We start from the raw sequence: 23,458 nt of genomic DNA on the forward strand, positions 1-23,458 counted from the left end.
CTGCAACTGCGAAGGGGAGAGCAATGGCTGAGTTTAATAAGATTTTAATCGCAAACCGTGGTGAGATCGCAATCCGCATCATGCGGGCAGCGAACGAAATGGGCAAAAAGACCGTCGCGGTCTATGCCGAAGAGGATAAACTTGGCCTGCACCGTTTCAAAGCGGACGAGGCATACCGCATTGGCGAAGGTATGGGACCCGTCGCCGCTTACCTTTCGATCGAAGAAATCATTCGCGTCGCCAAAATGTCTGGCGCTGACGCAATCCACCCCGGCTACGGGCTTTTGTCCGAAAACCCCGAATTTGTAGATGCTTGCGAAGCAAACGGAATCACCTTCATCGGTCCTAAGGCCGCAACAATGCGTCAGTTAGGCGATAAGGCAAGCGCACGTGACGTTGCAATCGAAGCTGGCGTTCCTGTCATCCCAGCGACCGAAGTTCTTGGCGACGATATGGAGAAAATCAAAAAGCAAGCAGCCGAAGTTGGCTATCCTCTGATGCTCAAGGCGTCATGGGGCGGTGGTGGTCGCGGTATGCGCCCGATCATGTCCGAAGACGAGCTTGAAGAAAAAGTGCTAGAGGGCCGCCGCGAAGCCGAAGCTGCTTTTGGTAACGGCGAAGGTTATCTGGAAAAGATGATCATCAAAGCCCGCCACGTCGAAGTGCAGGTTTTGGGCGATACACATGGTCAAATGTACCATCTATGGGAACGCGATTGTTCAGTTCAGCGCCGCAACCAAAAGGTCGTTGAACGCGCCCCTGCCCCATATCTGTCAGGCACCCAGCGTGAACAGCTGTGTAATTTGGGTAAGAAAATCTGCCAGCACGTGAACTATGAATGTGCCGGTACCGTCGAATTCCTGATGGATATGGACAACGGTGAATTCTATTTCATCGAAGTTAACCCCCGCGTTCAGGTCGAACACACTGTCACCGAAGAGGTCACAGGCATCGACATCGTGCGTGCGCAAATCCTGATCGCCGAAGGCAAATCACTGGTCGAGGCCACAGGTTGTGCATCGCAATATGACGTGAAACTGGACGGCCACGCGTTGCAGTGTCGTGTGACAACAGAAGACCCGCAAAACAACTTTATCCCCGACTACGGCCGCATCCAGATGTACCGTTCGGCGACAGGTCCGGGCATCCGTCTGGACGGCGGCACCGCCTATTCCGGTGCGGTCATCACACGCTACTACGATAGCTTGCTGACCAAGGTTACTGCACGTGCACCTACGCCAGAAATGGCAATCGCACGTATGGACCGCGCCCTGCGTGAATTCCGTATTCGCGGCGTATCCACCAACATTGCGTTTGTGGAAAACCTGCTTAAGCACCCGACGTTCCTGAACAATGAGTACCACACAAAGTTCATCGACCAGACACCTGATCTGTTTAACTTTTCCAAGCGTCGTGACCGCGCCACAAAGATCCTGACTTATATCGCAGATATCACTGTGAACGGTCACCCAGAAACAGCTGGTCGTGCGCGTCCTGCTGCGGACGTGAAACCACCCAAGCCGCCAGTGAAGCCAACCACAGATGTGACACCCGGCACACGTAATATCCTTGATGATTTCGGACCAGAGGCGGTGGCCGATTGGATGCGCGATCAAAAGCAACTATTGATCACTGACACCACCATGCGTGACGGTCACCAGTCGTTGCTGGCAACACGGATGCGGTCTATTGACATGATCAACGCGGCCCCTGCTTATGCAGCCAAGATGAACCAACTGTTCAGCGTTGAATGCTGGGGCGGTGCGACATTTGATGTGGCCTATCGGTTCTTGCAGGAATGCCCATGGCAGCGCCTACGCGACATCCGCGCGAAAATGCCAAATATCATGACCCAGATGCTGCTGCGCGCATCAAACGGCGTGGGCTACACCAACTACCCCGACAACGTCGTACAAAGCTTTGTGGCGCAAGCCGCTGAGTCCGGCGTCGACGTGTTCCGCGTGTTCGACAGCCTGAACTGGGTTGAAAACATGCGTGTCGCAATGGATGCCGTAGGCAAAGCAGGCAAAGTGATCGAAGGTACGATTTGTTACACTGGCGATGTTCGTGATCCAAATCGCGCAAAATATGACCTGAAATACTATGTCGGTATGGCACGCGAGCTCGAAGCGGCTGGCGCACATGTACTGGGACTAAAAGACATGGCTGGCTTGATGAAGCCAGCCGCTGCTAAGACGCTGATCCTTGCGCTCAAAGAAGAAGTCGGCCTGCCGATCCACTTCCACACCCATGACACATCTGGCGCGTCAATCGCGACAGTCCTCGCAGCCTCTGCTGCTGGGGTGGACTGCGTGGATGCGGCAATGGATTCATTCTCGGGCAACACATCACAACCAACGCTGGGTTCTATTGTTGAATCGCTGCGCGGCGACGCACGCGATACTGGTCTTGATATCAAAGCAATCCGCGAGATCAGCAACTACTTCGAACAGGTGCGCGAACACTACACCGCGTTTGAATCCGGACTTCAGGCCCCTGCATCCGAAGTATACCTTCACGAAATGCCTGGCGGGCAGTTCACCAACCTCAAGGCCCAAGCACGTAGCCTCGGCCTAGAAGAACGTTGGCACGAGGTCGCGCAGACCTATGCGGATGTGAACCAGATGTTCGGTGATATCGTCAAAGTGACGCCTTCATCCAAAGTCGTCGGCGACATGGCCCTGATGATGGTTTCACAAAATCTGACACGCGCCCAAGTCGAAGACCCAAAGGTTGACGTTGTCTTCCCTGATAGTGTCGTAGACATGATGCGCGGTAGCCTTGGTCAGCCTCCGGGTGGATGGCCTGAAGGTATCCAAAAGAAGGTTCTGAAAGGTGAAAAACCAATCACAGAGCGCCCGGGTAAATCCCTGCCCCCTGTTGATCTGGAAGCGACTCGCGCCGATTTGTCAGCGCAGCTTGAAGGTGCCACTATCGATGACGAAGACCTGAACGGTTACTTGATGTACCCTAAGGTGTTCCTTGACTACATGGGCCGCCACAAAAAATATGGCCCAGTGCGTACCCTGCCCACACGGACGTTCTTTTATGGCATGGAACCGGGTGAAGAAATTTCTGCCGAAATCGACCCCGGCAAAACGCTGGAAATTCGCCTGCAGGCCGTGTCTGAAATGAACGAAGACGGTGAGGTCAAAGTGTTCTTTGAACTTAACGGCCAACCACGTGCGATCCGTGTGATGGATCGCCTTGCGGCCGCCGAAAAGGTTTCTCGGCCCAAAGCCGAAGCAGGCAATGCGGATCACATCGGTGCCCCGATGCCGGGTGTGGTTGCTACTGTCGCAGCCGTCGCGGGGAAGGAAGTCAAAGAAGGCGATCTGCTGTTGACGATTGAAGCCATGAAAATGGAAACTGGCATCCACGCTGAACGCGATGCAGTGATCAAAGCGGTACACGTGCAGGCAGGCAGCCAGATTGATGCCAAAGATCTATTGATCGAACTCGAATAAGTCACGCACCTTTGGGCGGCAATCGTCGCCCAAAGAATAAACCGGCACTGCAAACAAGGAGACACCATGTCATCGATTACGGCGATCTACGGTGCGTTGACTGCATTGGTTTACCTAACCCTGACGATCCGCGTGATCGGTCAACGACGGGCTTTGAAAATTTCACTGGGTGACAAAGATAACCCCGCCATGCGCCAACATATTCGCGCCCATGCAAACTGTGCGGAATATGCGCCGATGGGCATCATCCTTCTTGGGTTGGTTGAACTGAATGGTGGTGCAACTTGGCTCGTTCATCTGTTGGGGGCGATGGTCATCTTTGGCCGCGTTGCGCACGCCGCAGCATTCTGGAAACACCCCATGAGCTTTCCTCTGCGCCAACTGGGCATGTTGCTTACTATGGCGCAACTTGCGCTTGCATCACTCGTAATTCTTATCAGCGCGTTATTCTAATTGCAGCGCCTCGCCCTACTATCCCTGCTGGTACCCGACTATGACACAGGCATTGCGTTTTTCGTCGATGTCATGGGGTTTGATCTGTTAGAGGACACCAACCTAGGAGACGGCAAACGCTGGGTACGGGTTGCCCCCAAGGGCGCGGAAACTGCATTTCTGTTGGCCCGTGCAGTCGGCGACAAACAGGTCGCCGCGATAGGCAATCAAGGTGGCGGGCGTGTTTGGCTGTTTTTGCAGACAGACGACTTTGATCGTGACCATGCCAAAATGTTGTCCAAAGACGTGCATTTCGAAGAACTGCCACGCGACGAACCATATGGCCGCGTGGCAGTATTTAACGATCCCTTCGGCAACCGATGGGACCTCGTTCAGTTTAACCCAAAACCTGCGTAATCGCCTTTTTAGTGGCATCAACCACTTTGTCGATCTCGGCTTCAGTGATGCAGAACGGTGGCGCAAACCCGATGATATCACCTTGTGGCATCGCACGTGCAATAACACCCTGTTCGGCCATCGCACCCACAATCGTTGGGCATATCTTATCAGCAGCCTCAAAAGCCTGTTTAGTGTCTTGGTCTTTTACCAACTCCACCCCACACAATAGACCGTCCCCGCGGATTTCGCCCATGTTCACGTGATCGCCCAGCGCATCACGCATCGCGGCATTCAAATAGGCACCCATCCGCCCCGCATTTGTGACCAAATCCAAATCATCAATCAGCTTTAGGTTCGCAACACCAGCAGCCGCACAGATAGGATGGGCCGAATAGGTCCAGCCATGTCCAATAGGGCCGTTTTCATCGGTGCCTTGCTCTAACACCTTCCACATTTTGTCAGACACGATTGACCCGGAAAGTGGCGCATAAGCGGATGTCAGGCCCTTGGCGATCGTGATCAGGTCAGGCTTCATCCCATAATATTCGGAACCAAACATCGTGCCCAAGCGCCCAAAGCCAGTTACGACTTCATCCGCGACCAGAAGAATATCGTGCTTATCCAAAACGGCTTGGATGGCAGCCCAGTAGCCCGCAGGCGGAGGCACGATACCACCTGTTCCCAACACGGGCTCACCGATAAACGCAGCAATCGTATCTGCACCTTCGCGTTCGATCTGCGCCTCTAGATCTGCGGCACAATGCGCTGAAAACTGTTCTTCGGTCATACTCTGATCGGCACGGCGGAAGTAATATGGTGCCTCGGTGTGGATCACCTGCGCGAGCGGAAGGTCAAATTTCTTATGAAACAGCTCTAGCCCCGTCAGAGACCCAGTCATCAAACCCGAGCCATGATAGCCCCGCCACCGCGAGATGATCTTTTTCTTCTCGGGCCGACCAAGGATGTTGTTGTAGTACCAAATCAGTTTGATGTTGGTCTCATTTGCGTCCGACCCAGACAACCCAAAATACACCTTTGACATATGATCCGGCGCACGGTCCATGATCATCTTGGAAAGCGTAATTGATGCCTCTGTCCCATGGCCCACATATGAATGGTAATAAGCCAATTCTTTCGCTTGGGCCGCGATTGCATCAGCAATTTCGGGATGACCGTAACCCACGTTCACGCAGTAAAGCCCTGCAAACGCATCCAAAAACTGGTTGCCGTCACGATCTTGTATATGAACGCCTTTGGCACCAGAGATCACACGCGTTGGTGTTTCACCCCGCGCATGCATCGCCAGATGCGTCGAGGCGTGAAAGAAATTGTCGCGGTCCCATTGTTCAAGCGGGTCGTTCTTTAACATCGTACTTCCTTTGTTTCGGCCTTAGGCCGTGATTTCAACGGCTAACACAGCCAGACAGTCACCCGGCTGGATCAAACCGGGAAAATGTCGCGCAGTAAGAATGCCATCCATCTGCGCTTTGATCGTCTGCGGGGCGCGTCCGGTATGCTGGGTGTCCCATATATGCGCGAGGTCATCGCCCTTACGGACCATGTCACCAAGCGCAGTGCTAAATTCGACCAGCCCACCATCGTCGGCAAAATGAAAGCATGTATCGTCCGGTTGGGTCAGCATGCGTGTCGGGGCTATGTCGAGGTCACCTTGCATGATGCCTGCATGAATAAGCACATTGCGAATGCCTTTGCGGGCGATTTGCACGGTGTTCGGGGTGGTCGTGCCACCACCACCTAGTTCGGTGGTCACAAATGTTTTGCCCTGCGTTTCAGCCGCATCGTCATACATGCCCAGCGCATCTATTTCGCGCATTTCAATACTGAAGGGCGCATTGAACGCATCGCGCGCCGCACTGCACCGCGCCTGCTGTTCAACATCATTTAAGACATGCGACGCCGCGAATGGTAAGAAATCCAACGTCTTACCACCCGAATGAAAATCAACAACGATATCAGCCATCGGCAGCAGCACGCGTTGAAAGTAATCCGCAATCTTTTCCGTGGGGCTACCATCAGGTCTCCCCGGAAACACCCGGTTCATGTTCACATCATCTAATGGCGACACTCGCGTGCCAGCAAGAAACGCGGGGTGGTTCATAAACGGCACGATTAGCACGGTTCCCGTAATGTCGTCGGCCCTGAGCGTCTGCGTCAATGAGACAAGAGCGAGGGGCCCTTCGTATTCATCCCCATGATTTGCCCCCGTCAACAAAGCACGTGGGCCTTCGCCATTTTTAATCACGGTGATTGGGATCTGTATCGAACCCCATGCGCTATCGTTCCGGCTATAAGGCAGCCGTAAGTATCCGTGCTGCACGCCATCTGCACCAAAATTCACAGTCGAGGATATTGGGTTATCACGCATAGATCAGTCTTTAATCACAAGTTCACGGGGGGTCGTACATAGGCACTCAGCGCCTGTGTCAGTGATCAAGATTGGCTCTGTAATCTCTAGCCCGCCGTCATCCAACCAAAGCGCTGGCATAAAATGGAACGTCATACCGGGTTCCAGCATTGTTTGATCACCGGCGCGGAACGACATCGTACGTTCTCCCCAATCAGGCGGATAAGAAAGCCCGATGGCATAGCCACAGCGACTATCCTTTTCGAAACCAAGCTTGTTCAATGTACCATTAAACGCAGTAGCAATATCTTCGCACAGATTACCCGGCCGGGCCTGCGCAAGCCCCGCTTCAACTGCTTCTAGAACAGCTTTTTCTGCATCAATGTACTTTTGTGGGGCCTTCCCAAGGAACAGTGTCCGTGATTGCGGACACTGATAGCGGCGATACGCCCCCGCAATTTCGAAAAACGTGCTTTCACCTGTTTTCAATGGGCTATCATCCCATGACAGATGTGGGGCAGTCGCATCCATGCCAGATGGCGCCATCGGGACAATCGCGGGGTAGTCCCCCCAATACGCGTCCACCCCCGTAATCGACGCATGATATAAATCTGCGATTAGATCATTTTTACGCATTCCGGGTTCTGCAGTTTCACGCACAACGGCGTGCATTTTCTCGACGATCCGTGCCGCAGCACGCATATAACCGATCTCGGTGTCAGACTTCACCGCCCGCTGCCAGTTTACCAACCCCGTCACATCCACCAGATCAGCCTGCTTCAATCCAGATTGAAGCGCCATGAACGCCGCAGCGGTAAAATAGTAGTTATCGGACTCAAATCCGATTCGGCCGGTCACAACGCCGCGGTCAGCCATCATACTAACAAGCGTCGCCATCGGGTGTTTGGTTGGGTTTTGCACATATGTATCGTCGTACCCGACAATATTATCATGCTGTAGGTAGGTCGTGCGCTGCGCGCCGATGGCATCCATAGCCCGGCCCCACCATACAGGTTCACCCTCAAGAGTTAGCAACACCCCTTGGTGCACATAAAACGACCAACCATCGTAGCCGGTAAGCCACGCCATATTCGACGGGTCGGTAACAAATATCGCATCTAGCCCACGCGCCGACATTTCCTGGCGCGTTTTACGTAAACGTGCGGCGTATTCAGCCGCACCAAAGGGCAATTGAGGCATTCAGGTCTCCAGTATTTCCGGGGTGATATTAGCTTTATCTTAAGCCGCTTATCTGCAAACATAAGAAATATCCGCCTAAATTTCGCGAAATTTAGTAATCGCCTAAGAAATAAACCATGATTGATGAAATAGACAAAAAAATACTGCAGCAAGTACAGCGCAACAATCAACTGACAAGCGCTGAGTTATCAGAGCGCGTCGGACTGTCGCCAACATCCGTACAGCGTCGGCTGCACCGGCTACGCGATCAAAAAATCATTGAACGTGATATCGCCGTAGTTTCAACAGCAGCTATGGGACGCCCGTTAACAATGTTGGTATCTGTTGAATTGGAACGCGAGCGTTCGGATATTATTGATCGGTTCAAAAAATCTGTTCGTGACTGCCCCAAGGTTCAAAGTGCATACTATGTCACCGGAGAGACCGACTTTGTCCTAACAGTCACAGCAATAGACATGGCCGATTACGAGGCGTTCACCCGTGATTTCTTTTATAACAACCAAGATATTAAAGGGTTCAAAACAACCGTTGTAATGGATCGCATCAAAGCATCATACGAACTCCCCATAGACTGATAATTACATGCCAAAGTAAAAACACAGAAATACTTAAGGGCATGTCTTTTTTCACTTGCGCCCCGGCCGATTGCTTTATAGATCACGCCCACTAACGGAGTGCGGGCGTAGCTCAGGGGTAGAGCATAACCTTGCCAAGGTTAGGGTCGAGAGTTCGAATCTCTTCGCCCGCTCCAACAAAACAAGGCCTCTCGGCAACGAGAGGCCTTGTTTGTTTTTACATTCAAAAAAAATCAAATGACTTACATATTTCTAATTTCAGCCCTTGCGCCCCGCGCCGACTCTTTGTAGATCACGGCTCACTAACGGATGCGGGCGTAGCTCAGGGGTAGAGCATAACCTTGCCAAGGTTAGGGTCGAGAGTTCGAATCTCTTCGCCCGCTCCAGTTAGTCAAACAAAAAGGCCGCCTTTTAAAGGCGGCCTTTTTGTTATTCCCTAGTCTAAAAACAGGCGTCATATCTATTGAAGTTCAGCACCTGCAGATGGGCGACTGCCTCCGATGATACTGACATGAGCAACATGTCCCGGCGGGGTAGTGATGTTGTCGAACTGCTCAAGTCTACTGAACCTAGGCAAGTGATCGTCATCCAACACGATGGCAGGGTCTGCTAATGCGGGCGTAAATGCAGCGACATCATTAAATGTTGGGATATCGGCATCATTTCTCGCAAGGTCTTGCGTGTCCAAATTGATCTCTGCCCACGTTAATTCGGGCTCGGCTTGTTCTGCGACATCTATCTGCGCGTTGCTTGCAGCGCGCACAGCGAGAAAGTCTTTGTTGCTCACGGAAGCAACGCCAAGCTGCCCAAGCAAAGTTGCTGGCGTTTGCTGACCCACCAATGCGTGAAGACAAGGGATAAGTTCGTATAGTTCATCCATGTCAGAACCGACACGGTCGGTTAGCAAGATGGTGCTGATAAACGGGTTGTGCCGCTCCCCCGATAGGGCAACCGAATGGGTCAATTTCCCTTCAATCTCTTCATCCATCACCAGTAAATCGATCAAGTCCATCTTCACGAGTGCACAGGCCACATCGTGACGGTCCACGCAAAGGATTTGAAATCCTTTATCAACAAACACGCGGGCAGTTGCCGCCGCCGCAGCGGGATCGCTGCGCATAATCAAAGCTTTCATCGGATTCTCCTGACATATGAGCAATTTCCGTCACGTTACGAATCGAACCCTTAAATATTGCTGAAAACCGGCAACATTTCTTGCATAGGCTTGGCCCCTGCCCCTGTTCCGCCTATAGAAACACACAAACAACGAAGGACGCGCATTATGCGGACAGCAACGATCACACGCAAAACCGCCGAGACTGACATCTCGGTTACCGTGAACCTTGATGGTTCAGGGGTTTATGACAATCAGACCGGTGTTGGTTTTTTCGACCACATGCTGGATCAGCTTTCGCGTCACGCGTTGATTGATATGACCGTTCGGGCGACCGGCGATCTGCACATTGATGATCACCACACTGTCGAAGATGTGGGCATTGCATTGGGGCAGGCACTGACCGAAGCCTTAGGCGATAAACGCGGCATCCGCCGCTATGGTAGCTGCCACCTTGCGATGGACGATGCGCAGGTGCGCTGTGCACTGGACCTATCTGCGCGCCCCTACCTGATCTGTAACCTTGATCTGCCATTCGGCAAAATCGGCACGTTCGATACCGAACTGGTCCGCGAGTTTTTTCAGGCACTTAGCACACATGGTGGCATCACGCTGCACATCGACAAGCTTCACGGCTTTAATGCACATCACATCACCGAAGCCGCGTTCAAAGCGGTTGCACGCGCCTTGCGCGAAGCGGTTGAAACCGACCCACGCAAAACAGACGCGATCCCATCAACCAAGGGCACCCTATGATCACCGCGCTTATTGATTACGACAGCGGCAACCTGCACTCGGCACAAAAGGCGTTTGAACGGATGGCAACAGAGGTCGATGGCGGTAAGATCATCGTCACCTCTGATCCAGAAACTGTTGCAGCGGCGGATCGGATCGTTCTGCCCGGCGACGGTGCGTTCCCGCATTGCCGTGCTGAACTTTTTGCGCGTACCGGCTTGGCTGAGGCCATCGTCGAAGCCGTTACCGTCAACGCCCGCCCCTTCATGGGGATTTGCGTTGGCATGCAGATGCTGGCCACCACAGGTCATGAATACGAAGAAACGCCGGGGTTTGGCTGGATCGCCGGTGATATTCGTAAAATTGAACCCAATGACCCTGCGCTAAAGGTACCGCACATGGGCTGGAACGATCTTGTGATCGACAACCCGCATCCTGTACTCAACGGCATTAAGTCGGGAGATCACGCATATTTTGTGCATTCTTACGCGATGGATGTCACAAAATCGGCTGAACGGCTTGCCCATGTCGATTACGCGGGTGATATTACAGCGATCATCGGACGCGACACGATCATCGGCATGCAGTTTCACCCCGAAAAAAGCCAAGACGCGGGCTTGCGTATGATCGGTAACTTTCTAACGTGGACCCCGTAACAAACGGGAACGCCTCATGTTGACACGCCGTACCATGATCATCGCCGCAGCAAGCACCCTCGCGGGCTGCGGTCGTCGTAATCGCAGGGAAGAAGCGTCGTCACGCGCCATCCCGCTTTACCCAAATGAAACGCCTGAACTGCGACGGCTGATCAATAAATACGCTGACATTCACGACATCCCTGTGACCTTGCTTCACCGTGTGATTATCCGTGAAAGCACCCATAACCCTGCGGCCCGCAACGGGCCATATTATGGGTTGATGCAAATCTTACCACAGACTGCGCGCACGATGGGCCATCGCGGCCCAGCGAGCGAGCTTCTCGATGCGGAAACCAACCTCATGTATGCTGGTAAATACCTACGCGGGGCTTGGTTGCTATCATATGGCGACGAAGAAACCGCTGTCAGCTGGTATGCCCGCGGCTATTACTACGAGGCAAAAAGGCGCGGTATGCTTGTCGAAACAGGATTGCGCCAAGGCTAAACATAAAAGCCCCCGCTCTTACGGGGGGCTTTTATGTTATATGACGCGCGTTTTTAATTCACGCGCACCCAGTTTTGACTTGCACAGATCAGGCCGCCAGCCACACAACCGCGCAGGCGAAGCGCGTTACCGGACACATCCATTTTACCGATGTAGGTTTTGTCGTTTGACGGACGCCAGACTTGCCCTTCATATGAACCGCCGCCTTGGGGGACCATATCGATCACGATCTGACGGCCAAGGTTTGGCGACTGGTATTCGCCACTTGTGTTGAACGTACGGCTGATTGTGCCGCAAACTGCCCCACCGCATGGCGCAACAGTCACATGCGCGTAGGCACCGTCATCAACTTCGGTCTGCCAGACGCCAACGGCCGCCTCTTGGGCTTGCGCTGCGCCACCAAAAGCCAAAGCAGCCGCAATAGCGATAGTCCGAATTTTCATATCTATTCCTCCCTAGATCTGCAGTGAGCATGCCTGCGATCCGTGATTCCGATCAAGCATGACGTAAGGTTGCGCCACGCGTTGCATTTCCCCAAGCGCCGTGCATAAACGCGCCAACAGTTATGAAAGGCCGCCCAATGATCCTCTACCCTGCTATCGACCTCAAAGACGGTAACGCTGTGCGATTGGTGCATGGGGACATGGACCAGACAACGGTCTTCAACGACGACCCCACAGCCCAAGCCCGCGCATTTGTCGACGCAGGCTGCGAATGGCTGCACCTTGTTGACCTGAACGGCGCATTCGCTGGCGAACCCGTTAACGCCGCCCCGGTCGAGGCTATCCTAAAAACCTGCCCAGTTCCTGCCCAACTGGGTGGCGGTATCCGGGACATGGCGACAATTGAACGCTGGCTGGATAAGGGGCTTGCCCGCGTGATCCTTGGGACTGTCGCGGTTGAAAACCCCGATCTTGTCCGTGAAGCTGCCAAAGCATTCCCCGGCAAAGTCGCCGTCGGGCTTGATGCCCGCAACGGGCGCGTCGCAACACGTGGCTGGGCAGAAGAAACCGACGTAATGGTCACCGACCTTGCCAAATCCTTCGAAGATGCAGGCATCGCCGCGATCATTTATACGGACATCATGCGTGACGGTGCGATGAAGGGCCCAAACATCGACGCCACCGCAGAACTAGCCCGTGCCGTTGATATTCCCGTGATAGCATCAGGTGGTGTGTCTTCGATGGCTGACTTGAGCGCGCTCAAAGCCACTGGCGTTATCTCTGGCGCGATTTCAGGCCGCGCCCTGTATGACGGGGCAATTGACCTTTCCGAAGCACTAAAAGCGCTCGCGACATAAGCCTGCGACATCGCGCCCCTTTTTTCTGTTAGATGAATAGTATTGGCTTTGCTCAACCTGATGAGGAGAGCCAGTATGACCAACGTTAGAAAAACACCACTCCCATCCAATTCACAGCTTTGGCAAATGGTCGAACCCGGCGATTTCATTGATGGATACGCGGTGCAAAGCCCCCTTTCCCCACAACAGGCTGCAAAAATCGGGTTTTCGATGCCCAGTTGGGCCAACGCCCTGCTCGCACTGCGCAATACGATCGTAAAACCATTGGGGTTAAAGACCGAAAGCTCGGACACGGGAGACGGCGCAATCTTTCCCGTCCAATTTGAAGACGAGAACGAACGGATCATCGGCACCGACGATAGCCACCTAAACTTTCGCATTTCGGTCATGCGCCAAGACGGCATGATCCATATGGCTACGTGGGTACATCGCAACAATCTTGTGGGGAGAATTTATCTTGCCATCGTTATGCCCTTCCACATCTTGATCGTGCGCGACGCGATGCGGCGGATTTCATCCGCGCCGATTGCATCACAGGCGCCTACACACTAAAGACGGGGCAACATTCCTAGCGATCGTGCGACTATGCTTAAAACACGGATCATCCCCTGCCTCGATGTCGCCGAAGGGCGCACAGTGAAAGGCGTGAACTTTGTCGATCTGATTGACGCGGGCGACCCCGTTGAACAGGCCATTGCTTATAACGCCGCTGGCGCAGACGAGCTGGTGTTTCTGGACATCAAGGCCACCCACGAAAACCGAGGTACGATGTTTGACCTCGCCACGCGTACGGCCGAACAGTGCTTTATGCCTCTGACAATTGGTGGCGGTGTACGTACGCACCGCGATGTGCGTGATCTGCTACTTGCTGGTGCGGACAAGGTCAGCTTTAACTCTGCCGCTGTAGCCGACCCTAACGTCGTCGCCGAAGCAGCAATGCGTTTTGGCAGCCAGTGCATTGTCGTGGCAATTGATGCCAAAACGATCGCACCCGGAAAGTGGGAAATCTTTACCCACGGTGGGCGCAAACCAACCGGTATCGACGCCGTCGAATTTGCACGCACTGTCGTTGAAAAAGGTGCCGGGGAAATCCTGCTCACCTCAATGGATCGGGACGGCACGAAAGCAGGATTCAACCTGCCACTGACACGCGCGATATCAGACGCGGTGCATGTCCCGGTCATCGCCTCTGGCGGCGTTGGCACATTGGATCACCTTGTCGAAGGCGTGACAGAGGGCGGCGCATCAGCAGTTCTTGCCGCTTCGATCTTTCACTTTGGTACTTACACAATCGGCGAAGCCAAAGCACACATGGCCGCTGCAGGCATTCCGGTACGACTATGACACTTGATGACCTTGCAACATTGATCGCCTCACGCAAGGGGGCTGACCCTGAAACCAGCTGGACAGCAAAGCTGTTCGCAAAAGGCCCAGAAAAATGCGCCGAGAAATTCGGTGAAGAGGCGATTGAAGCCATTATTGAGGCCGTCAAAGGCGACAAAGAAAAGCTAACGTCAGAAGCCGCAGATGTGATCTATCACCTGCTGGTTATGCTTGCCGCGCGTGACGTGAGCTTGAACGATGTGGTAGCAGAGCTCGCGCGTCGCCAAGGCATGTCGGGCATTACAGAAAAAGCAAACCGCGACTGACATGGAACTCACAACCCTAGGCGTGCGATTTCGATTTTAGGACAACGATCTTGGATCACGTCAACGCCGCGCGCTTCGGCCTTTGCCGCCGCATCGGGACTGTGAACACCCAATTGCATCCAAATCGTTTGCAAATCTGGCCAACGCTCAAGCGCGGCATCGACAATATCCGGCACTGCATCGCTTGCACGGAAAATATCCACCATGTCCACGTCTCCCGGGATCGAGACCAGATCCGCATAGACCGTTTCGCCAAATAACGTCTGACCAGCCAGCCCCGGATTGACACCAATAACCCGATAGCCGTTGCCCACAAGATACTCTCCAACACGGCGACTAGGGCGCGCAGGATTAGCTGAAGCCCCAACCAAAGCAATCGCCTGCGTGCGCGTCAGAACCGCGCGAAGATGTTCATCAGAATATTCCATAGGGCATCCTAGCAGCAATTTATCAAAAAAAGCGCCCGGATCGATCCGGGCGCAAAGTTTGGAACGAGGGACAGTGATAAGAGGCACGTTAGTTCCATGAACGCGCCTTCGTCATAAGACTTATGCCTAGTTCGCGCTATCGAAAGGGGTGCTCAGCAAAATGTGATCACATCGCGATCAATCAAACAGGTCGTCAATTACGTCTTCAATTTCATCCCAAAGCTTTGATACCATCTTGCGGCCAAAGGATGCGGGCTTGCGTTTACCTTTGCGCTTTGGCGCAACTGCAGATTTGGTGGGGCGGGCGGGCGGCGCCTCAGGCGCGGTCGGATGCGCCACTTCCAAGGGGATATTTTTCAGCGCGCGTAAGGGCGCCCCACAGTTAGAACAGCTCAGCTCGTGTCGCTGCTTTCCGCGCAAACGCAATGCTGCGCGGGTTCCACAATAACAACAGGTCGCAATCTTATTCGCGGGCATAAGCGTTACTTAGGCCTTGGCCGCATAAAGTGCCACAGCGGCAGCATTAGAAACGTTCAACGACCCAAACTCAGCCGCCGCATCAATCTTAACCAACTGATCACAGGTTTCGCGCGTCTTTTCACGCAAGCCAGGCCCTTCAGCACCCATGACCAGCGCCACAGCACGGTCACGCTTGCCCTCAACGGCAGTTTCAATTGTGTCTTCTGCTTCACCGTCCAGCCCCAACACAAGGTAACCCATACCTTGCAAAGCAACGATCGCATCAGCCAGATTACGAACGCGTAAATATGGTTGGCGTTCAAGCGCCCCGCTCGCGGTTTTTGCAAGTGCACCAGTCTCAGGCGCGGCATGACGTTGCATCGCGACAACCGCACGTGCGCCAAATACCTCGGCTGATCGCAAAATCGCACCGACATTATGTGGATCAGTCACCCGGTCCAACAAAACAATGCGCGGCGGCTGTGGTCCGTCACCCAATGCGATGTCCTCAAGCGACCCCCAATCCAGTGACTTCACTTCCAGCGCGGCACCTTGGTGTACCGACTGCGGATCCAGCGGCGCTGCAAATTTGCGTGGATCAGAAATTTCAGGCTCCATCCCGCTTTTACCGACAGATTCGCCCAAACGTTCTAAAGCATTGCGCGTCACAACGAGACGCAGCTTTTCTCGTTTCGGGTTCTCGAGCGCATCGCGCACCGCATGCAGGCCAAAAAGCCAAACGGTTTCATTTGCGGCAGCGCGCTTACCCTGCTCTTTCGCAATAACCCACTTTGGCTTTTTCATTTTATTTTCCATTCCTGACACTATTTCAAAGGGGCGATACCCGACAAAATGAACTCTGTGAAGGCTTGTTGCAAAAACAGACACTTTTGCGGTTGACGGGACATGGGGCCACAGGTAATCAGCCCCCCAGTGGGCGACAGGCCGCAAGGTGTGGCAGGGGACTGTAACTCCCTCGAGGCGACTCACGCCTGGTTCGATTCCAGGGTCGCCCACCATTTACTGAAATATCAGTATCTTAGATGCGTGAACTCCCGGTACTGAACCGGTGAGCCACGCGCCTAATGGACCGCTATCTGGTCATCGTCAGACACTCAGGATCGTGAAAATCACTCTAGCAAAACACCGCTTTGTGCTAGCATGTCTTTGCTGGATATCTGGCGTAGTAAATTGATTGCGCTAGGTGATGTTACAGCGACCATGTGGTCGCCATGCCCGCCGTCACTAACGCCAGTCAAATCGATCATAATCACATTGAGCCCCTCAACATCATCGGCCGCATCCAATTGCCCCACCTTGGACCGCCCACCGATCAGAAACGATGAAAGGCGCAGCGCCCTGTCGGTGCCGCTGGTCAGAATCACATAAGGGTTATTTCGATCACCGATTACCTCGACTTGCCGTCGAAATATATCTGGATCGATATCCGGCGATAAGAGAATCACAGTCTCAACATCAGCAAGCACATCATCATCCCCTGCGATCGCAAGCTGGCGCATCGCCTCCATGGTAAGCTGCGCCCCCATCGAATGCGCAAGAAGCGTGATCCGCTTGTCAGAACCGCGCGATACAGCGGTCAGTAATTGTGTAAGATCATCGCGCGCGAATAAAACGCTGTCGCGATCATAAACATACGCACCGGGTGACGCGGCGGACGCCCAGGAAAACACCGACTTAACGCCCGCAATGTCAAAGTCGTAACCAATCTGCGCGAGTCGAAAAACAGCCTCTGTCGTGGTCGAGTTATATCCGTGGATGAACAGCAAAATCTCATCACCGGGCGCCGCGGCGAGCGCCTCAATATACTCTGCCTGGCTTTTTGGTTGATAGCTGGCCATCGTGAAACCGCCACCTATATCACGCGCGGCTTCAATCCGGCCCGGGACGTGTGTCGGCGGAATGGTCACGTCGATGCGGGAGAATTGCGGCTGCGTAATGCGATCGTTGTACGAAAACGCACCAACGACTGACGGCGTTTGTTGGGTGGAAACGTAAACCGTTTCAACCGTTGCCCCCGGCACTCCGGGGGCGACGGTAATATCGTAAGGACGGGTGCACGCCACCATCGCCAAACCCAAGATGGCGAAATATACGCGCGACACGACCTTAATCCAATTCAGTCCAAGGCCACGGTTTGACCTCACTAGCCGCGACCTGATAGCGGGCGGCTTTGGCCATCCAAACGCCCATCGTTGTCCCGATTTCGGCCAACTGATCATTTGGTTCACGCTTTTTAAACAGCATGATCACGAATTGCGCGACGGTCAGCAAACCCAGCAGTGAACTTGCCATGCTCATGAGAACCGCAATGATGATCATATGCACCAAACGCATCCAAATGCTTTCAAAATCTGTTTCAGATTCGGCGCTTTCTTCTTCGGGCATGCCCTTCTCCTATTTGTCGCCAGCGGCGAATACCATATCCATCATCTTTTGCGTTCCGCGCGAAAACTCAAGAGGGCATGGATAATCAGCGCCATCCCGAACAGAATTACAAAAGTTTTCGACCTGTAACACATAATGGTTTACCCCCGGCCAGCGTTCGGTTGTGACAGTCGTACCATCGACAGCAAGCGTCAGCTCTGCTTGATCAAAGACATTTGCATTAAATGGGCAACTTAACTCTAGAACGCCTTTTTCACCGTGGAATGTAACCTGCTGGCGATTGAACATCCGTATCGATACCATTGCGGAATACGTGAACGTCGGAAAATCTGCGGCGACCTGCGCAAAGGTATCCACACCGTTTTCAAGGCGTAGCTTCGCATAAGGTATCTGATCGGGTTCTTGCCCTGTGACAAACCGCGTTGAACCAAATGTATAAACCCCAATATCGCGCAGCCCGCCCCCACCTTTATCAGCTTGGTTTCGGATATTATCCATATCGTCGTTAAAGAATGTAAACGCTGCGTCCACATGTTTCAGATCGCCAATCGCCCCGCCTTGCACAAGCTGTTGCGCCCGCTGAAACTGCGGGTGGTGTACAATCATAAACGCTTCGGCGGCCAGCTTGCCTGCTTTGTCGCGTGCGGCAATCATCGCGTCAAAGTCCGCATCCGACAGCGCAATCGGCTTTTCACAAAGTACATGCTTGCCAGCCTCTAGGGCCTTAATTGTCCATTCAACGTGCAGGTGATTTGGCAGCGGGATATAGACTGCGTCAATTTCCGGGTCAGCCAATAACGCGTCATAGCTATCGTGGACACGTAAATCGGGCGCGAATGCTTTAAACGGCTCCGCTTTCGCAGGGTTAGACGTTGCAAGCGCAGTAAAAGCGGCACCCTTTGCGGCATGGATAGCCGGGGCCATGTGGTTTAATGCAAAATTCGCAGCGCCCAAAACGCCCCAACGGATTGGTGTCATAAATCTCTCCTCTTTGGGGCGATGTTAGCGCCAAGCCTCACTAAAGGGAAAGCGTCAGCTTTACGTTTCCACAAAAAATATCCCCGCCAAAGATACTCTGACGGGGACGTAATATTTTTCAGGCAGTATCAAGGGTTACGCTGTTTCCAGCATACCCTTTTCTTTGGCAAGCTCCTGCATTTTCGTTTGCAGTTTCTCAAAGGCACGCACTTCAATCTGGCGAATGCGTTCACGGCTGACGTCATATTGACCGCTTAAATCTTCAAGCGTGATTGTTTCATCAGACAAACGGCGCTGCACCAAAATGTCCTTTTCACGGTCGTTCAACACTTCCATCGCTTCAGCAAGCAGCTCGCGACGCACATCTAGTTCATCATGTGCTTCGTAGTCCCCTGCCGTATTCGCGCTTTCGTCCTCAAGCCAATCCTGCCACTGCATGGTACCTTCACCATCAGAGCCAACCTGAGCGTTCAGTGACGCATCGCCACCAGACATCCGGCGGTTCATTGAGATCACTTCGTCCTCGGTCACGCCAAGATCTGTCGCAATCCGTTTCACGTTTTCAGGACGCAAATCGCCGTCTTCCAGTGCACCTATACGAGATTTTGCCTTGCGCAGGTTGAAGAACAGCTTTTTCTGCGCTGATGTCGTACCAAGTTTGACCAGCGACCAAGACCGCAGGATATATTCTTGTATAGAGGCGCGGATCCACCACATCGCGTAGGTCGCCAAACGGAAGCCCTTTTCAGGGTCGAAACGCTTCACGGCTTGCATGAGACCGACGTTGGCTTCGGAAATCACCTCCGCCTGCGGTAACCCGTATCCACGGTATCCCATGGCAATTTTAGCCGCCAATCGCAGGTGTGATGTGACCATCTTATGCGCAGCTTTGGTGTCTTCGTGATCCACCCAGCGCTTTGCCAGCATGTATTCTTCCTCTGGCTCCAACATCGGGAACTTGCGGATTTCTTGCATGTAGCGGTTCAGACCACCCTCTGGGGTTGGTGCTGGTAAATTCTTATAGTTGCTCACTGTCGTGCCCTCCTATGTTTAAAGGCTTAACATGGATATGGTAACGTTGACGTAGCGTTTCAAGTCTACGTACCAATTTTCTGTGAATTCAATATGAACCGATCAGTTTAGCATTACGAGAGCGTTTTCCGTGCACTCACGCACATGGGACTGAATATTTCAGCCCTGATAACCAAGCGCGGCCAGCAAAGCCTGCATATCTTTGGGCAAACCAGCCTCGAACTGCATGAACTCGCCAGTTACCGGATGTTCAAAACCAAGAGTCGCGGCATGCAATGCCTGACGCCCAAAGCCCGCAACCGCAGACACGCCAGCATCCCCCACAGCCTTTGGCGACAGTTTACGCCGTCCACCGTAAACAGGATCACCGACAAGCGAATGACCACAATGTGCCAAATGAACCCTAATCTGATGGGTGCGACCAGTTTCCAGCCAGCATTCGATCAATGCAGCGCATGCTGGTAGACCCAACGGCGCAACGATACGCGAACGCGTAACCGCATGACGACCGGAGGTAAACGAAACAGCCTGGCGCTGACGGTCAGTCTTGTGACGGCCCAAAAACGTCTGCACCTTTAAGATGTTGCCTGGCTCAAACGAAGTTCCCTTGATTCCGCGCAAGCGCGGATCATTCGCGTCAGGCACACCATAGCAGACAGCCAAATAGCGGCGTTCAACTGTGTGCGCCGCGAATTGCGCGGCAAGGTGATGATGCGCACGATCCGTTTTTGCAGCAACAAGAAGACCCGTCGTTTCTTTATCAATACGGTGTACAACACCCGGGCGCTTCATCCCGCCGACCCCAGACAAGCTGTCACCGCAATGATGGATCAGCGCGTTTACCAATGTGCCGCTCGGCGTTCCTGGCGCGGGATGAACAACCATACCGGACGGTTTATTCACCACGATCAAATCATCATCTTCAAAGACAACTTCAAGCGGGATGTCCTCGCCAACGATATGGCTTTCGTGGGCAACCTCTACGCTGACAGCAACCTGTGCGCCCTCGGCAACACGGTGACGCGGATCAGTGATAACCAGACCATCAACGGTGACCGCACCTTCTGCGATCAGCTTTGCTAACCGTGACCGGCTGAGTGATGCATCAACGGGCACATCGCGCCCCAGTGCTTTATCCAAACGCGGAGGTGGGGATGCTTGAATAACAAATGAAATCACATCAGACATGGCAGCTCGGCTCTCGCGTTCAAAAAATACGACCACCAACTCGGCTGGCAGATCAAGTTTTGGGGTTTGCGGGATTGGCAGGTAAATAGCAAGTGCGCTACGCCGCGCTCAAATTTAGCTAAATTTGAGAATGGTACCGCCTCCCCGGCTTGAACGGGGGACCCCTGGTTCCACAAACCAGTGCTCTAACCAACTGAGCTAAGGCGGCATTGCGGGTCATTTAGCGGCCTAGAAGATTGAATGCAATACCCTCAAATAGGAATTCCATTCTGTTTTCCAAACTAACCCTATCCCCCAAAGATATCCGAATGAGAAAACCACCGCCCAATTGGCCAGTCCGCTACCCATTTAAGCGGATTGCTAGCTGCGCTTCAGCACCTGTAGGAAACGCGCTCAAAATTAGGGGATAGAGATGACAATCAGCGACAGACACGACATTGAAGTAAGCATGCAAATTGGACCGACAGAGCACGGAAAAGTACGTATTTTCGTTGAAGCGGACGGTATCGAAATCCCCATGGATTTCACCCCAGAAGAAGCAACAGAAATCGCAGACGAAATTCGCGAAGCAACAATTACCTTGACCCTATTGCCAATGACACCCCTGCCCATGTAGAAAAAACCAATAAAACAGGGGGCCGAAATGGGCATCAACAACGAACGCGATATCGAAGCCAACATGCAGATCGGTCCGACTGACCACGGTATGGTACGTATTTTTATTGAAGCCGGCGGCGTTGAAATCCCGATGGATTTTGACCCCGAGGAAGCAGACGAAATCGCAGAAGAAATTCGCGCTGCAACAATAGCCGCACGCGCCGTCAAAAAGGGCGGGTAAACCCTGAGTCGCGCGCGGCCAACGCGCGCAACGCAGCGTGGCGCGCAAATTTCTGCAACAGCACCTTACGTCGCGCCGGAGCAAGCTTTGCTCGCGGCCCCATTCTTATGACTTCTCCGCCATAGCCGTCTGCAATAATCAACCCTGTATCGTCAGGTAATAAATCTGTCGGAAAGTCGCTATCAACAGCCCAAAAGAACCGATCACACCATTCCAGATACCCCTGCCACTTTTTGTCGGACTGAAAGTCAGCGCGGCTTGATTTGCATTCAATGATCCAAATTTCGCCCTTTGGCCCCAACCCCATGACATCGACCCTTCGGCCGGCTGTCGGGACGAACTCTTCAACGCTCACAAAGTCGTAACTATACAAATGACGACAAACGCCGCGCGCCAGCAACTGGCCTGGCATTAATTCATTCTGTGTTAAGATATCAGACATTCCCCAAATGTGAACAATAAGTGAACAAAACTCAATTCACTTTTTTCGTCACATAGGTCATTGGCCGGGCGCCAAACTGTGACAGATCAACAATCATCAATAAAAACGGGAATTTAACGCCTTATTAGCAACACACTGACATTTTTCGTTACAAACCAAACACTAAGCGAAATATTGCCGAGGCGAGCATTCAGCAAACGACCAATTTTATGTCCCAAATGTGGCGAATGACATAAGATCAGAGCTCAGTTTTCCTCTGAAACGTCACTTTTTCGACGGCTTTGACCGTTAGGAATAAGATAGTTTTTAAAGGAGCTTACGATGTCACTTTTTCACGGAATTACCGTCTATGAAGTATCAATGGCTCTTTTGATGGTTGGCTTCGCTGAACGCTTGTTGCTTGCATACGCACCGATTGAGATGGTCGGCCCTAATGGTTGGCTGATCAAAGGCGACGTTGAAGAATAAACTGACGCGAACCACTTGCCCTGCCCCCCAATCAACCCTACCTGTTGCCTCGGCGGGCTTCTGCTCTTCTCGTTATCACGGGTACAAATCCAGCGGCCTTAAGCAAATCCTAGGGGGCTGGCTCTGTTCTGACCCTGGTTAGTTTACCTGGCACCCACCTGTACATACAGGTCCTCAGGATTAGTTACCTTTACGGATGCAGCGGTTCCCGCCACCTTTGCCTATCACTTTTCAGACACACTGCCAGCTAGCGCCACAAAGGCGACACCTGTGGTCAAAAAATTGATCCCCAGCAACAGCCCGATTGCCCAAAGTGCAGTACCCGGCAAACCCGCAATCAAGACGAAGCCAAGAATAAGGGTAACTGCGCCATTCAGCGCCAACCAACCCCATCCTGTTTTGTGCCGGTGTTGCATCGCAATCATCCCTTCGACGCCACCCTGCAGCACGAAAACGACCCCAACAAGAAACGTCAGCCCAACCAAACCGTTAAGCGCGAAAAATGCCATGTACACACCCAGCGCCAAATGAAGCACCGCGATCAGCCCGCTCCAGATCGCTGATTCCCAGCGTTTTGCCTGAAATGCGTGATATAGCAGCGCCCCGCCAGTGAGCAGAAAAACCCAACCTAGCAGCACCTTCGCAGCAATCGAAAACACGAGCGGAAAAACAACTGCCAGCGCACCTAAAATAATCAGCGCAATGCCTGTCGTTCGAAACTGGCCTCTAAACTTGCGGACGGCCTCTACTACTTCAGGCGGTTGTTGATCGATATTAGACATGATCGCTCTCCTTTACATAGTTAAGCTGTGGTGAAAGGTCTCAAACTTCAAGCCCGCC

29 protein-coding genes and 4 tRNA genes are annotated in these 23,458 nt (G+C 53.1%); 17 read left to right on the top strand and 16 right to left on the bottom strand.

The annotated features are described in order from the left end of the window. Positions 1 to 23: 23 nt before the first annotated feature. From pyc to CYQ09_RS07145, 3 genes are all read left to right on the top strand, one after another. A complete protein-coding gene (gene pyc, locus CYQ09_RS07135) occupies positions 24 to 3,467 on the top strand; it encodes a pyruvate carboxylase (protein ID WP_106744749.1) in 3,444 nt (1,147 codons plus the stop codon). A 66-nt stretch (positions 3,468 to 3,533) separates the two neighbouring features. Next, positions 3,534 to 3,920, top strand: a complete 387-nt coding sequence (locus CYQ09_RS07140; RefSeq protein ID WP_106744750.1) for an MAPEG family protein — start codon at positions 3,534 to 3,536, stop codon at positions 3,918 to 3,920. Continuing rightward, positions 3,921 to 4,316, top strand: a complete 396-nt coding sequence (locus CYQ09_RS07145; protein ID WP_106744751.1) for a VOC family protein — start codon at positions 3,921 to 3,923, stop codon at positions 4,314 to 4,316. On the opposite strand, the gene CYQ09_RS07150 is transcribed toward CYQ09_RS07145, so the two are convergent. The 3 genes from CYQ09_RS07150 to doeA are packed head-to-tail and all read right to left on the bottom strand — an operon-like array spanning position 4,297 to position 7,863. Next, positions 4,297 to 5,667: an aspartate aminotransferase family protein gene (locus CYQ09_RS07150; protein WP_106744752.1), complete on the bottom strand. Its 1,371-nt coding sequence runs from the start codon at positions 5,665 to 5,667 to the stop codon at positions 4,297 to 4,299. The genes CYQ09_RS07145 and CYQ09_RS07150 overlap by 20 nt on opposite strands. A gap of 21 nt (positions 5,668 to 5,688) precedes the next feature. Further along, positions 5,689 to 6,684: a N(2)-acetyl-L-2,4-diaminobutanoate deacetylase DoeB gene (doeB, locus tag CYQ09_RS07155; RefSeq protein ID WP_106744753.1), complete on the bottom strand. Its 996-nt coding sequence runs from the start codon at positions 6,682 to 6,684 to the stop codon at positions 5,689 to 5,691. 3 nt (positions 6,685 to 6,687) lie between these two features. Then, positions 6,688 to 7,863, bottom strand: a complete 1,176-nt coding sequence (gene doeA, locus CYQ09_RS07160; RefSeq protein ID WP_106744754.1) for an ectoine hydrolase DoeA — start codon at positions 7,861 to 7,863, stop codon at positions 6,688 to 6,690. Between the two features lie 116 nt (positions 7,864 to 7,979). On the opposite strand from doeA, the gene CYQ09_RS07165 reads away from it, so the two are divergent. From CYQ09_RS07165 to CYQ09_RS07175, 3 genes are all read left to right on the top strand, one after another. After that, entirely contained in the window at positions 7,980 to 8,438 is a 459-nt protein-coding gene (locus CYQ09_RS07165; protein WP_106744755.1) for an Lrp/AsnC family transcriptional regulator, read from the top strand. Positions 8,439 to 8,539: 101 nt separating this feature from the next. After that, positions 8,540 to 8,614: transfer RNA gene (locus CYQ09_RS07170), tRNA-Gly, on the top strand. Between the two features lie 135 nt (positions 8,615 to 8,749). Further along, positions 8,750 to 8,824: transfer RNA gene (locus CYQ09_RS07175), tRNA-Gly, on the top strand. A 74-nt stretch (positions 8,825 to 8,898) separates the two neighbouring features. Here the strand turns inward: CYQ09_RS07175 and CYQ09_RS07180 are convergent. After that, the gene (locus CYQ09_RS07180; protein ID WP_106744756.1) at positions 8,899 to 9,573 is read right to left on the bottom strand and encodes an imidazoleglycerol-phosphate dehydratase; all 675 of its coding nucleotides are present in this window, start codon (positions 9,571 to 9,573) and stop codon (positions 8,899 to 8,901) included. A gap of 147 nt (positions 9,574 to 9,720) precedes the next feature. Here CYQ09_RS07180 and hisB point away from each other — a divergent pair, with 147 nt between their 5' ends. The 3 genes from hisB to CYQ09_RS07195 are packed head-to-tail and all read left to right on the top strand — an operon-like array spanning position 9,721 to position 11,430. After that, the gene (gene hisB, locus CYQ09_RS07185) at positions 9,721 to 10,308 is read left to right on the top strand and encodes an imidazoleglycerol-phosphate dehydratase HisB (protein ID WP_106744757.1); all 588 of its coding nucleotides are present in this window, start codon (positions 9,721 to 9,723) and stop codon (positions 10,306 to 10,308) included. Then, a complete protein-coding gene (gene hisH, locus CYQ09_RS07190; protein WP_106744758.1) occupies positions 10,305 to 10,943 on the top strand; it encodes an imidazole glycerol phosphate synthase subunit HisH in 639 nt (212 codons plus the stop codon). Before hisB ends, hisH begins: the two co-directional genes overlap by 4 nt. A 16-nt stretch (positions 10,944 to 10,959) precedes the next feature. Next, a complete protein-coding gene (locus tag CYQ09_RS07195) occupies positions 10,960 to 11,430 on the top strand; it encodes a lytic transglycosylase domain-containing protein (protein WP_106744759.1) in 471 nt (156 codons plus the stop codon). 53 nt (positions 11,431 to 11,483) lie between these two features. Here the strand turns inward: CYQ09_RS07195 and CYQ09_RS07200 are convergent, their stop codons facing one another. Further along, complete coding sequence (locus CYQ09_RS07200) at positions 11,484 to 11,873, bottom strand: DUF2147 domain-containing protein (protein ID WP_106744760.1); 390 nt, start codon at positions 11,871 to 11,873, stop codon at positions 11,484 to 11,486. Between the two features lie 137 nt (positions 11,874 to 12,010). Between CYQ09_RS07200 and hisA the strand changes: the two genes are divergently transcribed. The 4 genes from hisA (at position 12,011) to CYQ09_RS07220 (ending at position 14,379) form a co-directional block, all read left to right on the top strand. Beyond that, entirely contained in the window at positions 12,011 to 12,730 is a 720-nt protein-coding gene (gene hisA, locus CYQ09_RS07205) for a 1-(5-phosphoribosyl)-5-[(5-phosphoribosylamino)methylideneamino]imidazole-4-carboxamide isomerase (protein WP_106745440.1), read from the top strand. A gap of 75 nt (positions 12,731 to 12,805) precedes the next feature. Then, positions 12,806 to 13,282, top strand: coding sequence for a DUF2867 domain-containing protein (locus tag CYQ09_RS07210; RefSeq protein ID WP_106744761.1), 477 nt, complete (start codon positions 12,806 to 12,808; stop codon positions 13,280 to 13,282). A 33-nt stretch (positions 13,283 to 13,315) separates the two neighbouring features. Beyond that, positions 13,316 to 14,074: an imidazole glycerol phosphate synthase subunit HisF gene (gene hisF / locus CYQ09_RS07215; RefSeq protein WP_106744762.1), complete on the top strand. Its 759-nt coding sequence runs from the start codon at positions 13,316 to 13,318 to the stop codon at positions 14,072 to 14,074. Beyond that, positions 14,071 to 14,379 carry a phosphoribosyl-ATP diphosphatase gene (locus CYQ09_RS07220; RefSeq protein WP_106744763.1) on the top strand — a complete coding sequence of 103 codons (309 nt, stop codon included), beginning with the start codon at positions 14,071 to 14,073 and terminating at the stop codon, positions 14,377 to 14,379. The genes hisF and CYQ09_RS07220 overlap by 4 nt, the downstream gene beginning before the upstream one ends. An 8-nt stretch (positions 14,380 to 14,387) precedes the next feature. On the opposite strand, the gene CYQ09_RS07225 is transcribed toward CYQ09_RS07220, so the two are convergent. From CYQ09_RS07225 to rlmB, 3 genes are all read right to left on the bottom strand, one after another. Beyond that, entirely contained in the window at positions 14,388 to 14,807 is a 420-nt protein-coding gene (locus tag CYQ09_RS07225; RefSeq protein WP_106744764.1) for a CoA-binding protein, read from the bottom strand. 177 nt (positions 14,808 to 14,984) lie between these two features. Then, a complete protein-coding gene (locus tag CYQ09_RS18580; RefSeq protein WP_343229855.1) occupies positions 14,985 to 15,146 on the bottom strand; it encodes a hypothetical protein in 162 nt (53 codons plus the stop codon). Positions 15,147 to 15,293: 147 nt separating this feature from the next. Further along, a complete protein-coding gene (gene rlmB, locus CYQ09_RS07235) occupies positions 15,294 to 16,070 on the bottom strand; it encodes a 23S rRNA (guanosine(2251)-2'-O)-methyltransferase RlmB (RefSeq protein ID WP_106745441.1) in 777 nt (258 codons plus the stop codon). 131 nt (positions 16,071 to 16,201) lie between these two features. Here rlmB and CYQ09_RS18275 point away from each other — a divergent pair. Further along, positions 16,202 to 16,285, top strand: a tRNA-Tyr gene (locus tag CYQ09_RS18275). A 111-nt stretch (positions 16,286 to 16,396) separates the two neighbouring features. On the opposite strand, the gene CYQ09_RS07240 is transcribed toward CYQ09_RS18275, so the two are convergent. The 6 genes from CYQ09_RS07240 to CYQ09_RS07265 form a co-directional block, all read right to left on the bottom strand. Then, positions 16,397 to 17,389, bottom strand: coding sequence for an alpha/beta hydrolase (locus CYQ09_RS07240; RefSeq protein ID WP_162617590.1), 993 nt, complete (start codon positions 17,387 to 17,389; stop codon positions 16,397 to 16,399). A gap of 4 nt (positions 17,390 to 17,393) precedes the next feature. Then, a complete protein-coding gene (locus CYQ09_RS07245; protein WP_106744767.1) occupies positions 17,394 to 17,672 on the bottom strand; it encodes a DUF4389 domain-containing protein in 279 nt (92 codons plus the stop codon). 9 nt (positions 17,673 to 17,681) lie between these two features. After that, positions 17,682 to 18,650, bottom strand: coding sequence for a Gfo/Idh/MocA family protein (locus CYQ09_RS07250; protein WP_106744768.1), 969 nt, complete (start codon positions 18,648 to 18,650; stop codon positions 17,682 to 17,684). 135 nt (positions 18,651 to 18,785) lie between these two features. Beyond that, positions 18,786 to 19,682, bottom strand: a complete 897-nt coding sequence (gene rpoH / locus CYQ09_RS07255; protein ID WP_106744769.1) for an RNA polymerase sigma factor RpoH — start codon at positions 19,680 to 19,682, stop codon at positions 18,786 to 18,788. A gap of 159 nt (positions 19,683 to 19,841) precedes the next feature. Next, complete coding sequence (locus CYQ09_RS07260) at positions 19,842 to 20,870, bottom strand: RluA family pseudouridine synthase (RefSeq protein WP_106744770.1); 1,029 nt, start codon at positions 20,868 to 20,870, stop codon at positions 19,842 to 19,844. Positions 20,871 to 21,001: 131 nt separating this feature from the next. Then, positions 21,002 to 21,078, bottom strand: a tRNA-His gene (locus CYQ09_RS07265). 204 nt (positions 21,079 to 21,282) lie between these two features. Between CYQ09_RS07265 and CYQ09_RS07270 the strand changes: the two genes are divergently transcribed. Both CYQ09_RS07270 and CYQ09_RS07275 read left to right on the top strand, forming a co-directional pair. Continuing rightward, on the top strand, positions 21,283 to 21,486 hold the full coding sequence (locus CYQ09_RS07270; protein ID WP_106744771.1) for a DUF6324 family protein: 204 nt from the start codon (positions 21,283 to 21,285) through the stop codon (positions 21,484 to 21,486). Between the two features lie 27 nt (positions 21,487 to 21,513). Then, positions 21,514 to 21,708 carry a DUF6324 family protein gene (locus tag CYQ09_RS07275; protein ID WP_106744772.1) on the top strand — a complete coding sequence of 65 codons (195 nt, stop codon included), beginning with the start codon at positions 21,514 to 21,516 and terminating at the stop codon, positions 21,706 to 21,708. On the opposite strand, the gene CYQ09_RS07280 is transcribed toward CYQ09_RS07275, so the two are convergent. Next, positions 21,692 to 22,120 carry an MmcB family DNA repair protein gene (locus tag CYQ09_RS07280; protein WP_430383336.1) on the bottom strand — a complete coding sequence of 143 codons (429 nt, stop codon included), beginning with the start codon at positions 22,118 to 22,120 and terminating at the stop codon, positions 21,692 to 21,694. The two genes, CYQ09_RS07275 and CYQ09_RS07280, sit on opposite strands and share 17 nt — an antisense overlap. Before the next feature lie 351 nt (positions 22,121 to 22,471). On the opposite strand from CYQ09_RS07280, the gene CYQ09_RS18425 reads away from it, so the two are divergent. Then, on the top strand, positions 22,472 to 22,618 hold the full coding sequence (locus tag CYQ09_RS18425) for a hypothetical protein (RefSeq protein ID WP_165793318.1): 147 nt from the start codon (positions 22,472 to 22,474) through the stop codon (positions 22,616 to 22,618). Positions 22,619 to 22,842: 224 nt separating this feature from the next. Here the strand turns inward: CYQ09_RS18425 and CYQ09_RS07285 are convergent, their stop codons facing one another. Further along, on the bottom strand, positions 22,843 to 23,400 hold the full coding sequence (locus CYQ09_RS07285) for an HdeD family acid-resistance protein (RefSeq protein WP_106744774.1): 558 nt from the start codon (positions 23,398 to 23,400) through the stop codon (positions 22,843 to 22,845). Between the last annotated feature and the right edge of the window lie 58 nt (positions 23,401 to 23,458).

Origin of the sequence: Yoonia maritima (genome assembly GCF_002933395.1) — a bacterium.
Classification (GTDB): domain Bacteria; phylum Pseudomonadota; class Alphaproteobacteria; order Rhodobacterales; family Rhodobacteraceae; genus Yoonia; species Yoonia maritima_A.